We start from the raw sequence: 13,788 nt of genomic DNA, 5'->3' as shown, positions 1-13,788 counted from the left end.
GTCCCCGAACCCAGGGTGCGTGGCGAAGAGCGACCGGGCGCGGGCCGCCCCGGCCCCGGGCAGGTGCTGGAGCCAGCGCTGGGCGGCGCGCAGGATGGGTTCAGGAAGGGCCCGCACCGAGGTGTCCCATCAGCAGCCTCAGGTCCGCCGGTGCCAGGCCCCCACCCACGGCTGGTTCCTCGTCGAGGTCCGAGAGCTGCTGGACTGCGGGGTCGTCGAGGATGCCGCCCATGAAGATGAGCTTGTCCTCCAGGCGCTGGGCCACGACCTCGTCGATGGTCCCTTCCGTGGCCAGCACTGTCACACGGGTCTCCGTGCCAGCAGGGAGTCCGAGTCGGTGAATGCGGTCCAGGCTCTGGAGGAACTTGCCGGCGGCGAAGTCACGGTCGATGTAGACGGCGTCGTGGCAGTGCTGGTGCAGGCTCACACCTTCGCCCAGGGTTGCGGGGTTGGACAACAGCACCATGCAGTCGTCGTCGTTGCGGAACCTCGCAATCTGCTCCTCCCGGTCGGGGGTCCCGCCGTGGACCACGGCCGGTGAAAAATCCCGCAGGACCGAGGCCAGCGTGTTGAGGCTGCGCACAAACGTTGACCAGACCAGTGTCTTACGCCCGGCTGCGGCGTTGGCAGCCACGATCGCCAGGGCCTCCTTGTACTTAGGTGACATCTCGTAGTTCATCAGGTCGGCCATGAGGTCCTGGAGGCGAGAGCCCTCCGGGATGCGCAGCGGTGGGACCTGGTACGCCAGCGGTTCGTGCGCGGTGCCCCCTACCGTGAGCAGGGCCGGGCTGGTGGCGGCCATTAGCAGGTAGATCACGATCCGACCCCAGGCCAGGAAGTCGTCCTCGGCAGCTGCGGCACGCGGGGAGAACTGGCCCAGAAGGGCCTCGTAGATCTCCTGGTGCAGGTCCGGCATCTGCACCCGGCGCAACGACGTCCTCACCGGCGGCAGGGCGAGCTCCTGCTTGGTGGTGCGGGTGAACAGCGGCTTGAGCTCCTGGCTGGCCTGTACGAGGCTCCCGCCGGATACCGCCTGGGTCACCCGCTGCCGGCCATAACCGGGCCACACGAAACCGAATAGGTTCTGCAGGTCTTTCACGCCATTGGGTGCCGGCGTGCCTGTGAGGATCAGGCGCTGCCGGGCCCGGGGCCCCAGCGCTAGGCAGGCGGCCCCGTAAGTGCCCTCAGCGCCGAGCTTCATGCGGTGGGCCTCGTCCAGGACCAGCATCGAGGGCCGGGCCGAGAGCCACCTGCCCAGCGTGTTGACCGCCCCACCGAGCCTCTCGTAGTTCACTATGACCGCCTCAGCCCCGGGGTCCACCGACCCGCCGTACACCTGGAACTGCAGGGGCTGATGGAAACAGGCAGTGTTCTCTACCTGCCACGCCTCGTAGGAAGACTTCGGCCCGACGACCAGCAGCCTCTCGACGCCGTGGGCGCGGCGGGCAGCCTCGAAAACCGCCAGTGCCACGCGCGTCTTGCCTGCCCCCGGCACCGAAAAGTTCGCCCCGTGCCGCAGGCCAAGCAGCCTCGCGATGTCCCGGCGCTGGAACCACGCCAGGTCCTCCCTCCAGTTGCCGCCGAGCAGGGACTCGACCTCCTCCGGCAGGGGCCCTGCTGCTGCCGCGTCGGGTGCGGCCAGGAGGTCCGTGACGGTACGGGCGGCCAGGGCGGAGTCGCGCGCCAGCCCGGCCAGGTGAGGGTCCCAGGTGACGGTGGCGGGCTCAGGCCAGGCGCCCAGGGCCACCAGGTTGGTGAGGAGCTCGTCCAGGCCTACCTCCACCGTGGTGGGGGAGCGCTGGATGCTCGAGGGGATGCGCAGGGCCAGGAGCCGCAGATGCTCCTCGAACCCTTCCCGCACACTCAGCCGGGCCCGGGTGACGCCCTCGCCGAACGTGATTTCGAGGCTGGGGGCTTGGCCGCTCACGCCGGGTCTTTCACCGAGGTCAGCAGCCACTCCACGCCCTGCCCCGGCTGCGGGTAGGCACGGCTAGCCAGCTTGGCCAGCCGCGCCATGCTCTCGCGCAGCTCCACGAGGGCGTCGTCGAAGGCCTCCTCGTCGAAGGCTCGCTTCGCCCGGGCCTCGGCGAACTCGGCCGCGCACTGCTGGACGAGGTCCGCCGCGTCACTGAGACGCTCCGAGGCGACCACCCGGCGTTTCTGCAACCGCCCGTTGCGGCCGGCCATGTCTGCTGCAGTTTCGAAGGTTTTCTCCGCCGTCTGGATGAGCTCGACGGCCTCTTTGACCTTTTTTGCGGGCAGTTTGTCACCAGCTAGGGACGCGGCCTTAGCGTGGAGAAGGCGGTCCGTCACCGCCTTCGCAGCCGAGCCCCTGCTCTCGAGCTCAACACCCTCCAGACCGGGGACGGTAACTATGGTTGAGGTTGTGGGGGAAGGCTGCAGCGATTCCGGCAACCGCTCTTTCAGGTACTGGTCATGGAACCCTGCGTCGACGAAACGCAAGTCTGTTTTGGACTTACCCAGCAGCACCATTGCCAACCGGGATTCCTTGAGTTCCTCCGCTCCGGCCGGGTCGGTCGCATTGAGCTTGGTGAAGTCGCGGTGCAGCTCGCGCAGTTTTTCCTGATGGTCCTCGAAGTCCACCAGGCGCAGGGACATGCCGTCCTCGGTCGTGCTGCGCTGGATCGCTTCCTGGATGAGGGCGTACACCCAGCGGTCCCGCTCCAGGGTGGCGGACTTGATATTGAAGTCGCGCGCGATGTCATCGGTGCGCCGCCCGGCTCTCAGCTGTTCCTCGATGGCGATCAAGCGGTTGATGTAGGAGTAGTCACGGCGCCGGTCCCTGCGCAGCTGCAAGTGCAGTTCCACCGCATTGACGTCATGGTTGGTGGCATCCTGCGGCAGCACACCGACGCGGATGTTCATCTCGCCTAGGTCCCGCAGCGCCGTGGCACGGGTGTTCCCGTCGACCAGGACACCGTAGGGGGTAATGATCCCCGGCTCCCGCTGTCCGGAGGCGTCTAGCTCCTCCATCAGCGCTTCGTAATCTGGATCGATTTTGTTTGGGTTGGAGGGCTGCGCCTTCAGGAGCTCCTCGAGGTAAGCCTGGGCGCCCTCGCTCCATGGCTCTGCCTCCAGCATGCGGTCCTTTTCCGGGTCCAGGGTTCTCTGGGCCCGGATCCGGTGTGTGTCCGGGTTCAGGTACAACTGGGCCACAGGCATAGAAATGACATGCAAGTGGCGCTGCTCGCCGCGGTACTCCACAGTGATCTTGGCGCCGTTATCAATCTGTGCCTGTCTGATGCGCGTCTCCGTAAGCTCACGGATCTTTTCACCCTCGGGCGGAGTGCCCATCTGCACGCTCACGTTCTACCTGACCCGTTCCAGTGCTGAGTCGCTGCCGCACCATGCAGGGAAGGACCATACTGATCGTTCCGCATCGAGTATCGTCCACGTAAGCGTAAGGAGCTGCATATGTCCTCGACACCGGCGTGGAACGACCCCGATAGCAAGGCCGGGACCATGGTGCGCGGTGCTCTCTGGCTGGTTCAGGAGGTTGGAGAAGGCAACACCTTCACCAAACACGACGTCCGTACCGCGTTCCCCGAGGTGTCCCAGGCCGACCGCCGCATCAGGGACCTGCGGGCGTACGGCTGGGTTATCGACTCCAACACCCACGATGTGACGCTCCAGCCCGAGGAACAGCGGCTGGTGAAGATCGGCGCAGCAGTCTGGGACCCGCGGGAACGCCGTGCCGCGGCGCCGGAAGCCGTCACAGCAAAAGAACGCCTCCAGGCATTCAAACGCGACAACTTCATGTGCACCCTCTGCGGGATCTCCGGCGGCGACCCGTACCCCGAGGACGAGAACAAAATTGCCGTCCTGGCAGTGAGCCGACGTACCATCCAGAGCAGCGACGGGGCCTCGCACATAGTCCTAGTCACTGAATGCTCACTCTGCCGAAACGGCAGTGACAGCGGCTCCGCGGACATCGGCCGTTTCCTCGCAGCCACGGACGACCTCGAACCCCAAGACCTACGGCGTCTGGAGCGCTGGATCTACAGAGGCCGCCGTGGGAGCACTCCTCTGGAACGGGCTTGGACCACCTACCGCCTTCTCCCGGCGCAGGCACGCCCCCAAGCGCAGTCAGCCCTCAACAACCGCAAGACAAACTAGGGTCCTTGGGAGGGCGCTGGCTTTCATCATGCCGAAAACCTGGGGTCCTGCGCCTCAGGAGTTGCTTGGGAATACCCCCGGTTCGCCTGACTCCTTGACCTGCCCCACGTTTCGCTTACCCCGTCAGGGAAAGTCGGGGCAGTCCCAAGGTTGTGGCGGCACCGGCGGTCACCAGCGTAGCCGCCTCGCCGGTGGTGAGTCTGCAGCCCAGCGGTCTATCTAATCACCACAAAGTGGTGCTACCTTCCGCGTAGCCTACTCACCACGGCGGTAATAGAACCGCGCTTCTGAACTAAAGAGCTTCTCACGCGCCTCGACATCAGATATTTCCTCCGCCAAATATGCCTTATATAACTGGAAAAGCGACGTGGAAGGAATGGTTACGATGCCGTCTTTGGCAAAATAATCATTTAAGTCTTCTTTGTTGGATTCCAATGGTTCGGGTCGAAGATGGGGGGCATCGCTGAATCGATTATTAATTACGTACCAGCAACGGTCGGGCACCTCTCCTATCGAATACTCGTACCGCGTCCGAGCCCGAGTAACTTGCCTGAAGTCAGTTATCTTTCCGTTGCTCGCACTGTAGCCCTTGCATTCAACGAGTGCTACCCAGTCAGAGTCATCGGGGTTTCGGACCTGCAAGTCCTCATACTTGTTACCCCCTACAACTTTTACAGCCTCATCCGAGTCGGACACGACGAAACCGAATTCTTCTAGGCACTCTCGCACGGCAGAGGCCAGTAATTCATCCTGACACCACAGTAATCTCGATTCAAGAGACTCCCGGTCCATCATAGTATTTTCAAGGGCTTCAACCAGACCCAAGCGCTTTTCTTCAAGTTTGCGAATTGTCTCTTCAATTGACCTGTCACAATTGACAAGTTCTTGCTTGGCAGCGGTCTGACTACTGGTCAGCCATTCATCGGGGACCTCATCCAAAGTGAACTTGTCAGGCGTCTTGGAACGCCAGTACTCGAAGAATAGCTTCAGCCACTGAAGCCTGAGTGAAGCCTCTGGCGGAAGGTACCAAATATTGTAAGATCCCCATTCAATAGCTCCTGCAATAGATTTACCACCCCTTTCTTTGAAAAATGGTTTAATGGGAATATCTGTTGAATTGGAATTTATTACCTGATACTCGCCACCCTTTCTGACTTTTTGATTAAATTCCCGAGTCGCCAGATCACGAATTTTACTCGGATAGCCCTCTGGTGCGACAGCATCAAAATCATGCGCCCCTTGCCCCACGGTAACTGAAATAGTTGTGGGTGGACCTTGATTGCTAGTACGAGCGGTGAATATGTTCCAGCCGAATCCATCTTCATCAAAGATTATGATTGGCTTGTTTTTTGCGCGCTCAATGTCAATTTCCCCGAAACACACCAGAAAATCGAAGTACTCAAGCCTAACCGTGCCGCGTGACTCAAAAAAGGAAACGCCAGTTCCCAAACTTTTCAAATAATTCGCAGACGACTCATCCATGACCCCTTTATTAGTTACAATTACAGCAACCCGAGGAAGGTCACGCTCTTCTATGGCACTAAGTGGTGGTTGTTCTTGAGCCGCGGCATCTGTCATGTAATTCACATTACCAACTCGATGCATGCAGATCGGTACAAGGGCTCATGTCGCGGACAACACCTCCTGTGTACGTCGGCATTAGCCAAATTTGCACTAAGAAGACTTAAAATCGACATGCGTCGTCGTGTGCAGTACGAGACGGCGCTCACTTGTAAGCGTTGTGGGCTCCTCCGGTGAGCACCACAGCGGATAGGGCGAGCAGGGCGACAGTGGTACGGGGCATGAAATGCTCCTGTCGTCGGGGCTCGAGTCAGGGGAAGGGCTGCGGTGCCTTGTGTGCTCCCGGGCTGCGCAGCAAACTCATGCGGCGGAGCCTGCCGTGGGGATCGATCAGCTCACCGCAACGCGTTGAACCCTTTCCGCCCTTACAACCGCGTCCGTGGAGGCTGTGCTACCCATCCCGCAAGCGACGGTGGACGGCCCCGTTGTGGCGAGGGCCGTCCACCATGCGTCATTTCGACCGGTGACGCCGCCGACTCAGTGGGCGGCGTAGTAGGCGTCCTTCACGGACTGGTGGATGCGGCCGCGGTCGGAGACCTTGTGTCCGTTCTTCTTGGCCCAGGCGCGGATTTTTGCGGTGTCCGGGTCGCTGTCCGAGGTGCGGGTGCGGGTACTGCGAGGGGCGCTGCTGCGGGTGGTCTTGCGGCCGGCTTCCGCGAAGGGGCGTAGAGCCTCACGCAGCTTCTCAGCGTTGCTTGAGGACAGGTCGATCTCGTAGTCCTTGCCGTCCAGGGCGAAGGTGACGGTGTGGTCGGCAGGGCCGCCGTCGAGGTCGTCCTCGAGGTGCACTTCGACTTTCTGGGCCATGGGTGGTGTTCCTTTCGGTATCCGCGCGGGGAGTGGGGTCAGGGATGGTTGGGGTCGTCGTCGGTGGACACCTCAGGTGTCGCATCGTCGACCGATGTTTCAGTTGGTTGTGTGGCCTTGGCCGGAGTCATCGGCTTGGTCCGATTGCCGGTGATGACAGTTCCCTCAGTCGCAAGGTCCACGCAAAGCATGCCGTCCTCCACAAACGGCTTCCAGCGCCGGGTGGCGGTGGTATCGATGCCGTAGTGGGCGGTGAAGGCGGTGGCCGAGATGATTGCCTGCCCGGGCCCACGTTTGGACCCGTTCCGGACCGCGTAGGCGTGCGGGGAGGAGTCATCGGCGGCGCGCAAGGCCATGACCTGCCGGTCCCGGTCGTAGAGCAATTCCACCGTCTCCGCGTTGCTGATCAGGTCGTGGGCAGCCTTGTTCAGCGAAATCACCCCGCGCTTCTGGATAGTCACGCTCGGCGCCTTGGCCAATGGAGTCATTCTCTTGTCGAACACCTCGAATGGCATTGTTCCCCCTATGGCTTATGACAAGCATTGGCAACTTCCATCGTAACCATTGCACATACTTATTCGACACGTAGCCGCAGCTCCTAGGTGTGTCTTTGAAGGTAAGGGATGCGAGACGCTGAGGTTGTGAGACGTGTGCTGTGGTGGGTGGTCTTGCGGTTTGGGTGCTCGGTCACTGGGGTCGAAGGAGGCGGTGCACTGTGTCGTGGAGCATGGCGGCTTCGTGTCCTGCGGTGAATTCAGGGGTTGTGGCGATGTGGTCGAGGAATCCGTTGAGCAGCAGGATCATCCACTCGGTGAGTCGTTCGGGGGAAAGGTCGTTGCGGGCTGTCCGGTTGTCTTGAGCCGCCTGGATCCAGGGGAGCAGCCCCTGGCGCAGTGCGGTGTCGTCGCGTTCCAGGGCCGCGGCCACCTCTGCCTGGTTCATGACCGCGCCTACCGCACGGACGAACCCGGCGATGCGGGTATCGGCCATCTCGGCCGTGGTGTGGGTGAGGTAGTCGTCGAGGACTGTGAGTGGATCCGCGCGTTCGTGCTGGTTGGTGAACCATGCGCGGGTCTGTTCGGTGCCGAGGTCGATGATCGCCACGAGCACGGCGGTCTTGGTGGGGAAGTAGTGGAAGAAGGTGCCGGAGCCAATGCCTGCTTGTTGGCAGATCGCCGCGGTCGTGGTTCCGCCGTATCCGGTGGCGGCGAAGCGTGTCAGGGCGGCGTCGATGATGTGCATCCGTCGCGCCTCGTGCTGGGCCGGGTCGACCGTACGAGCCATGAGTCCCCCATTCCTAGAGTCGCTGCTCTAGTATTATGGTATGTCCCGTCCGGGGCGGGGGAGGTCAATGATGGTCAAGGACAGAACGCCCCAACGGTGGTTCCTGTCCCATGAGGACCGTGAGCACCTCATCGAAATTGGCGACACGGGGTGGCGGCGCAGCATCACCTGGACGGTGGATGGGACGCCGGTGGCCACTGTCTCCTCGATGGAGGAGAAAGTCCGGCTCGTCCCCGACCAGCAGGCCCATCCCGGTGTGGGCGCGGTGGCGCTGCGCTTCCCGACCTTCACCGGCCCGGCACGGCGGGTGAGCTGGTTCGGCGGCACCAAAACGATGGACGCCGGCGCCCAGGCACGCCTGGGTACCGGTGGTGTCGACTTCGACCCGGAACCGGGCTCCGCTGCCGCGGCCCGGGAGGCCTGGATCCGGGCTCATCCACGCCGCTACCAGGCGCGCCAGACCGTCCTGGCCGTACTAGGTGTCCTTCTCCCCTTGGTGCTGGTGGGGCTGCTGGGGCGTGTGGTCATCGACATTCCCTGGCCGGACATCGACTGGCCGGACCCGCCTGCCATTCCGTGGCCGGACATCGACTGGCCGGACCTGCCGGCCATTCCGTGGCCGGACATCACCTGGCCCTCGATCCAGTGGCCGGACTGGCAGCTCCCCGCCTGGCTCAGGTGGGTGCTGGACCATGCCAAGTACATCGTCCCGGTCGTGGTCGCCTCCGTTCTGGCCAAGCGGGAGGTGGAGCGCCGCCGCAATCACGACGCGCGCAGGACCGGGGCGCCCGCCTCGCGTCAGGGCGTCGATCCGGAGCAGCCCGAACATGAGCAGGACCGTCCCGAGGAAACAGGACCCCAGCGACCCTGAGCTCCAGGCCAGGGGTGTCGACGGCCCAAGGCGTTGCTACATAGGGCCAGAGACATCACCGGACTACTGCCACGGCCAATGAGCATCACCAGCAGGCGCGCAGCAGTCCCGGGTGCGCTGGGCTCACCTTGGGCAGAGGATGCAGCCCAGACACCTATGGGGGCAGAACCTCAGTGGGCGGCGTAGTAGGCGTCCTTCACAGACTGGTGGATGCGGCCGCGGTCGGAGACCTCGTGGCCGTTCTCCTTCGCCCAGGCCCGGATCTTGGCAGTGTCGGGGTCGCTGCCGGATCCGCGGGTGCGGGTGCCACGGGGGCCGCTGCCGCTGCTGTTGCGGGTGGTCTTGCGGCCGGCCTCGGCGAAGGGGCGCAGGGCTTCGCGCAGTTTCTCGGCGTTGGTGGTGGACAGGTCGATCTCGTAGTCCTTGCCGTCCAGGGCGAAGGTGACCGTGTCGTCGGCGGGGCCGCCGTCGAGGTCGTCCTCAAGGTGCACTTGGACTTTCTGGGCCATGGGGGTGGGTTCCTTTTCCGTGAGGGGGTCGTAGAACAGGGTGGTGCTGGCGTAGGGGTGGTCAGGAGTCGTCGGTGGTGTCATCGCCGACGGGGTGGCCCTGGGCAACGGGGGAGTCGATGTCCTCCACGGGATCAGCTGCCTCGACATCTTGGGCCACTGCCGTGGGCTTGGTGCGATTGCCGGTGATGACGGTGCCCTCCTGGCTGAGGTCCACGCACAGCATGCCGTCCTCCACGAAGGGCTTCCACCGGCGGGTGTCGGTGGTGTCGATGCCGTAGTGGGCGGTGAACGCGGTGGCCGAGACCACCGCCTGCCCTGGTCCACGCTTGGAGGCGCTGCGTACCGCGTAGGCGTGCGGGGAGGAGTCATCGGTGGCGCGCACCGCCATGACCTGACGGTCGCGGTCGAACAGCAGCTCTACCGTCTCCGTGTTGTCGATGAGGTCGTGGGCGGCCTTGTTCAGGGAAATCACTCCGCGCTTCTGGATGGTCACGCTCGGCGCCTTAACCAGCGGAGTCATCCTCTTGTCAAACACTTGGAACGGCATCGCTCCCCCTATGGTGCGTGACTAATAGCAGCAGGCTTCATCGTAACCATTGCACGTACTCACCTGACAGTCATGCGCCGCTCCCTGGGAGTGTCTCTGAAGGCATGGGATGCGAGACGTCTCATCGGAGAAATTTTCATCCGCATGTTTCCGCGGTTCAGCCTGTCTCGCATCCTTGTGCTTTATCCGTACCCCTAGAATCGGATACTCAACGTTGGTTGCGAGACAGATGAGGTGGACATGGGGAAACTGATCGGGTACGCACGAGTGTCGACGCGGCAGCAAGATGCCGACCGTCAAGTACATGACCTGTTGGCTGCCGGCGTGCGGCGCGATGACATCTATATAGACAGTGGAGTGTCTGGAGGGCGTGCGTCCCGTCCGGCCTTCGACCGGGCGGTGGCAGCGCTCGAGTCGGGCGACACGCTGGTCATCACCACGCTGGACCGGTTGGGGCGGTCGACGCAGAACATGCTGGCCTTCGCCGAAGCGCTACGGGGGAGAGGTGCGGGGTTACGGGTGCTGAACCTTGGTGGGGGAGACGTGGACACCGCCACCCCGATGGGCTCGATGGTGTTCACCGTGATGGCGGCTCTGGCTCAGATGGAGTTGGAGATCAAGCGGGAGCGGATCACCGACTCGGTGGCCAAGCGCCGGGCCGCCGGCAAGGACCTCGGCGGGCGCCGGCAGACCTTCACCGACTCCCAAATCCGCAACGCGCTGCGACTCATCGAATCGAGGGAGCCAGCGACCCAGGTCGCCCGCGACCTCGGGATGTCCCGCGCGACCTTGTACCGGCGGATCCGGGAGCTTCCGCAGGCGACGACCATATGAGTCCGTCGTTGCCTGTGGACACCATGATGCGCATGAGGCACCTCAGCGGGCTTTTCATCGCGCGGGGTAAACGGGCATGGCAACCACCCCCGGTTGCCTGAGCTCCGCGTGAGCGAATACGGGCCCGCTTGAGGTCACCTGGCGGGCTCGGCGGAGCCCTCGGCCCCGGGTGTTGCCGGTCTGCTTTGGAGGCGGGAGAGCCCGGCGCCCAGCAGGACCAGGAGCACGACGGGTACGGCGTGGATGACCATGAGCAGCGGTGTCGGTTTCAGCATCTGGGCCAGCTGCTCCAATGGCATCTGCAGTGCGTACTGCCAGAGGCCGAGTAGGTAGCCGTAGACCTGGTTCACGACGGCGACCAGGGCAGCGACCACGGCCCACAGGGCCACGGCGTAGCGGGTGGACGCCCAGCGGTATCCGTCGACGGCCGCCCAGATCCCGGCCGGCACGAAGCTCAGCAGCCCGGCAACCAGTCCGGGGGTGTTCGGGGTGGTGGCGAACCAGTCGTTGCGCAGGAACACCTCGAAGCTGCCCTGCAGCACGACCACGATCGGCGCCACGCGGACCAGCACCTGCAGCACCGTGTGGCGGAACCGTGGGCGGGTTCTGGCGGTGGGAGTGGGTGCAGGCTCCATCCACCCACGGTAGGCGTCCACCCCGGGTGTACGGCGGAAGCCCTGATGAGGGGCGTGGCCCGCGCCACCGTCACCTCGGAGGGGCGGGGCGGTGTTCCCCATGGAGGGGACAGGTGCCGCCGGGCGCACCGGGTCAGTCCTGCCCATGGGACTGCCGCACCGGCAGGTGCCAGTGAGGGTTCCTTCTCGAGCGTCTGCGGCTCATGCCGAACGGCACTACTTCCAACGTCCTCTGACGTTGACGGTGCACGATCGAGCGCGGGGTGAGGAGTCGGCCCATCGACTTGCCGACGCTCAAGGAACGATGAAATGCCAGTGATACGCTTCACAGACACAACGGAAGTGGTGTCATGCACAACAAAGTCCGGTTTGCTGCAATGGTCATCCTGCTTCTCGTGCTGGGAATTTTCGCAGTTACCGAATGGGTACCAGTGTTGCTTTTCCTGCCCGCGGCAGGAGGGGTGCTCCTGGTAAACAATCTCGGGGCATTTACACCAGGGCGAACACAGCATGATCGAGAGCACCCACGTAGCTAGCCTGCCCGGTAGTAAATGAAGGCTTTAGCGGATCTCGCTAAGAGCATGGCCTCGCCTGTTGCAGTAGGGGTTTCCGTCTGCGCATTGAATGCGGGCTGCACCTGGCCGTACTACGGACGTCGCAGTCGTTGACGCACAGCTTGGAGCGCACCGAGCCAACCGAGCTTGGTGCGCTCTCGAACCATGCGCACGGCCTCGATGAAATGCCCTTGTGCCGTCAGCGAATCGACCTCGAGGCCCAGAAGTTCGGGTAAGTCGATCGGCAATGGCTCGGACGCGGGCTCACGCTTGTCGAACGGATTCCATCGCGCCATGTTCACGCCTTCATGAGTTGTGGTTGCTGTGCCTGGTGACTCTTTGCAGCCATGCGTCGGGCACTGGGGGTGGTGTCGCTGAAAACTTTACTCATCGGCAATGAGGGCTCCTTAACCGGGGTTCCACCATAGGTGCCCGAGGCGCCCGCTGAGGGTTCCCCCCTGGCGATCGCTTGCTGCCAGGTGGCGGCGTCCGGGGCCGCCGGGTCGGGCAGGGCCACGCAGGTGACCTCGGCACCGGTGGTGGTGAGCTGGTCGGTGAGCCAGGGGAACCAGTGGCGGGTCGGGTCGGCGGCGTAGCCGTGGACGATGACGGCGCGGGACATGGGGGCGGAGGAAGAGGTGGTGGCGGTGTGCATAGGGTGAGTCTCAACGGTGACGTCGACGTGAAGGTCAACCCCGAGGATCGGGAGGGTGGGCAGGCATGCGGATCGGTGAGCTCTCGCGGGTGTCCGGGGTCAGTGCCCGGGCGTTGCGCTACTACGAGGACCAGGGCCTGCTGGTGCCCGAGCGGGCTTCCAACGGGTACCGGGAGTACGCCGAGGACGCTCCGGTGATCGTGGCCCAGATCCAGGGGATGTTCTCCTTCGGGCTCAACTCCGAGACGATCCGCCGGTTCCTGCCCTGCGCCCGCGGCCAGCAACCGCAGCTGCAGATGTGCGCGGACCTGCGGGCGCACCTGCAACAGCGCCGAGAAGAACTCGAACGCCACACCGCCCAGCTGATCGCACAACGCCAGGTCATCGATACCCATCTAGCCGGCTGAATACCGCACCGGTCCCGTCCGCATAGATTGCGAGAGACGTCGCAGTTCGGGTTGCGTTGTAACGCTTTCAACGCCGGGTATGGCCTTGGCGGCTCAGCTTGGAACGTCTTTGGCCATGATGTGCTGCAGGACGTCCTTGGTCGTCGATCCTGTCACCTCAGGGACCCAAGGGTTGGGCCACAGCTGGTGGTGGCTGACCCAGCCGGTGCGGATGCCGAGCTGATGAGCTCCTGTCATGTCGGTCACCGGGTGATCACCGACCATCCAGGACTGCTCCGGACGGTGCCCGCTCTGGGACAAGGCGGTGTCGAAAAGCAGCCGGTGAGGCTTCTTCGCCCCGACCGCCTCGGAGATCACCGGCTGCGGGCTGTAGCGCAGCAGGCCGGTGCGGCGGAGCTTGTGCAACTGCTGGGCGACATTTCCGTTGGTCACCACCACCAGGGCAGCCCCCTTCTCGACCAGGGTCTCCAGAACCTCGAGCACACCGGGGTAGGCCTCGATGCGCTCGAGCAGCTCGTGACGTTGGGAGTCCACCAGGCCGGGGACCGGTGTGCTCAGGTGGAAGCGTTCGCGCATCAGCGCGGCCAGTTCCGCCCGGGGCCGGTAACCGTCCTGATCGGCGGCGATCAGCCACTCCAGATCACTGGCGTCGCCGTCGAGGCCGGCGACGAAGTCACTGGCCCAGCTGGTGAAGGCGCCGCGGCGGTCCACCAGCGTGTTGTCCAGATCCAGCATGATCAGCACAGCAGCCAGCTTATGGGCACCACCACACGCACCAAGGGCGCCCTGCAGTTGGGGTTGGCGCAACGCTCTATCTTGAGGATGCTCGTTCCAAGTCCTGCTCCCCCCTGGATCGACGGGATCCTAGGAAAACACCCACCAGGAACAGGATCGTGGCGGCCACGGTGAACCACCAGCCTGAGTCACCTTGCAGTGCCAGGACTAATGTCGCTCCCAGGACCAT

The 13,788-nt window shown here is 63.7% G+C and carries 16 protein-coding genes; 4 read left to right on the top strand and 12 right to left on the bottom strand.

From position 1 onward, the window contains the following. Positions 1–100: 100 nt before the first annotated feature. A complete protein-coding gene (locus E7Z53_RS17175; protein ID WP_176338359.1) occupies positions 101–1,927 on the bottom strand; it encodes a DEAD/DEAH box helicase in 1,827 nt (608 codons plus the stop codon). Further along, positions 1,924–3,327 (bottom strand): hypothetical protein, encoded by a 1,404-nt coding sequence (locus E7Z53_RS17170; RefSeq protein WP_176338358.1) that lies wholly within the window; start codon positions 3,325–3,327, stop codon positions 1,924–1,926. Before E7Z53_RS17170 ends, E7Z53_RS17175 begins: the two co-directional genes overlap by 4 nt. A 108-nt stretch (positions 3,328–3,435) precedes the next feature. Here E7Z53_RS17170 and E7Z53_RS17165 point away from each other — a divergent pair, with 108 nt between their 5' ends. Then, positions 3,436–4,137: a hypothetical protein gene (locus tag E7Z53_RS17165; RefSeq protein ID WP_176338357.1), complete on the top strand. Its 702-nt coding sequence runs from the start codon at positions 3,436–3,438 to the stop codon at positions 4,135–4,137. Between the two features lie 255 nt (positions 4,138–4,392). Here E7Z53_RS17165 and E7Z53_RS17160 read toward each other — a convergent pair whose 3' ends face one another. From E7Z53_RS17160 to E7Z53_RS17145, 4 genes are all read right to left on the bottom strand, one after another. Then, a complete protein-coding gene (locus E7Z53_RS17160) occupies positions 4,393–5,715 on the bottom strand; it encodes a hypothetical protein (RefSeq protein WP_176338356.1) in 1,323 nt (440 codons plus the stop codon). A gap of 480 nt (positions 5,716–6,195) precedes the next feature. Beyond that, positions 6,196–6,525: a histone-like nucleoid-structuring protein Lsr2 gene (locus E7Z53_RS17155; RefSeq protein ID WP_176338355.1), complete on the bottom strand. Its 330-nt coding sequence runs from the start codon at positions 6,523–6,525 to the stop codon at positions 6,196–6,198. Between the two features lie 38 nt (positions 6,526–6,563). Then, positions 6,564–6,986 carry a hypothetical protein gene (locus E7Z53_RS17150; protein WP_176338354.1) on the bottom strand — a complete coding sequence of 141 codons (423 nt, stop codon included), beginning with the start codon at positions 6,984–6,986 and terminating at the stop codon, positions 6,564–6,566. A 226-nt stretch (positions 6,987–7,212) separates the two neighbouring features. Further along, positions 7,213–7,767, bottom strand: a complete 555-nt coding sequence (locus E7Z53_RS17145; RefSeq protein WP_217905918.1) for a TetR/AcrR family transcriptional regulator — start codon at positions 7,765–7,767, stop codon at positions 7,213–7,215. A 109-nt stretch (positions 7,768–7,876) separates the two neighbouring features. Between E7Z53_RS17145 and E7Z53_RS17140 the strand changes: the two genes are divergently transcribed. Further along, positions 7,877–8,680: a hypothetical protein gene (locus tag E7Z53_RS17140; protein WP_176338352.1), complete on the top strand. Its 804-nt coding sequence runs from the start codon at positions 7,877–7,879 to the stop codon at positions 8,678–8,680. Positions 8,681–8,850: 170 nt separating this feature from the next. On the opposite strand, the gene E7Z53_RS17135 is transcribed toward E7Z53_RS17140, so the two are convergent. Further along, positions 8,851–9,189: a histone-like nucleoid-structuring protein Lsr2 gene (locus E7Z53_RS17135; RefSeq protein ID WP_176338351.1), complete on the bottom strand. Its 339-nt coding sequence runs from the start codon at positions 9,187–9,189 to the stop codon at positions 8,851–8,853. A 61-nt stretch (positions 9,190–9,250) separates the two neighbouring features. Continuing rightward, positions 9,251–9,685 carry a hypothetical protein gene (locus tag E7Z53_RS17130; protein ID WP_176338350.1) on the bottom strand — a complete coding sequence of 145 codons (435 nt, stop codon included), beginning with the start codon at positions 9,683–9,685 and terminating at the stop codon, positions 9,251–9,253. 294 nt (positions 9,686–9,979) lie between these two features. Here E7Z53_RS17130 and E7Z53_RS17125 point away from each other — a divergent pair, with 294 nt between their 5' ends. Beyond that, positions 9,980–10,573 (top strand): recombinase family protein, encoded by a 594-nt coding sequence (locus tag E7Z53_RS17125; RefSeq protein WP_176338349.1) that lies wholly within the window; start codon positions 9,980–9,982, stop codon positions 10,571–10,573. A gap of 134 nt (positions 10,574–10,707) precedes the next feature. Here E7Z53_RS17125 and E7Z53_RS17120 read toward each other — a convergent pair whose 3' ends face one another. The 3 genes from E7Z53_RS17120 to E7Z53_RS17110 all read right to left on the bottom strand — a co-directional run bounded on the left by E7Z53_RS17120 (position 10,708) and on the right by E7Z53_RS17110 (position 12,417). After that, positions 10,708–11,208 (bottom strand): hypothetical protein, encoded by a 501-nt coding sequence (locus E7Z53_RS17120; RefSeq protein ID WP_176338348.1) that lies wholly within the window; start codon positions 11,206–11,208, stop codon positions 10,708–10,710. Between the two features lie 646 nt (positions 11,209–11,854). After that, positions 11,855–12,058, bottom strand: coding sequence for a hypothetical protein (locus tag E7Z53_RS17115; protein ID WP_176338347.1), 204 nt, complete (start codon positions 12,056–12,058; stop codon positions 11,855–11,857). 2 nt (positions 12,059–12,060) lie between these two features. Then, entirely contained in the window at positions 12,061–12,417 is a 357-nt protein-coding gene (locus tag E7Z53_RS17110; RefSeq protein WP_176338346.1) for an alpha/beta hydrolase, read from the bottom strand. A 65-nt stretch (positions 12,418–12,482) separates the two neighbouring features. Here E7Z53_RS17110 and E7Z53_RS17105 point away from each other — a divergent pair, with 65 nt between their 5' ends. Further along, positions 12,483–12,824, top strand: a complete 342-nt coding sequence (locus E7Z53_RS17105) for a MerR family transcriptional regulator (RefSeq protein ID WP_176338345.1) — start codon at positions 12,483–12,485, stop codon at positions 12,822–12,824. Positions 12,825–12,917: 93 nt separating this feature from the next. On the opposite strand, the gene E7Z53_RS17100 is transcribed toward E7Z53_RS17105, so the two are convergent. Then, positions 12,918–13,559, bottom strand: a complete 642-nt coding sequence (locus E7Z53_RS17100) for an HAD family hydrolase (RefSeq protein WP_255219661.1) — start codon at positions 13,557–13,559, stop codon at positions 12,918–12,920. Positions 13,560–13,788: the final 229 nt, after the last annotated feature.

The organism is Kocuria salina (assembly GCF_013368965.1).
Taxonomy (GTDB): domain Bacteria; phylum Actinomycetota; class Actinomycetes; order Actinomycetales; family Micrococcaceae; genus Kocuria; species Kocuria rosea.
This window is presented reverse-complemented; position numbering and strand designations above follow the sequence as displayed.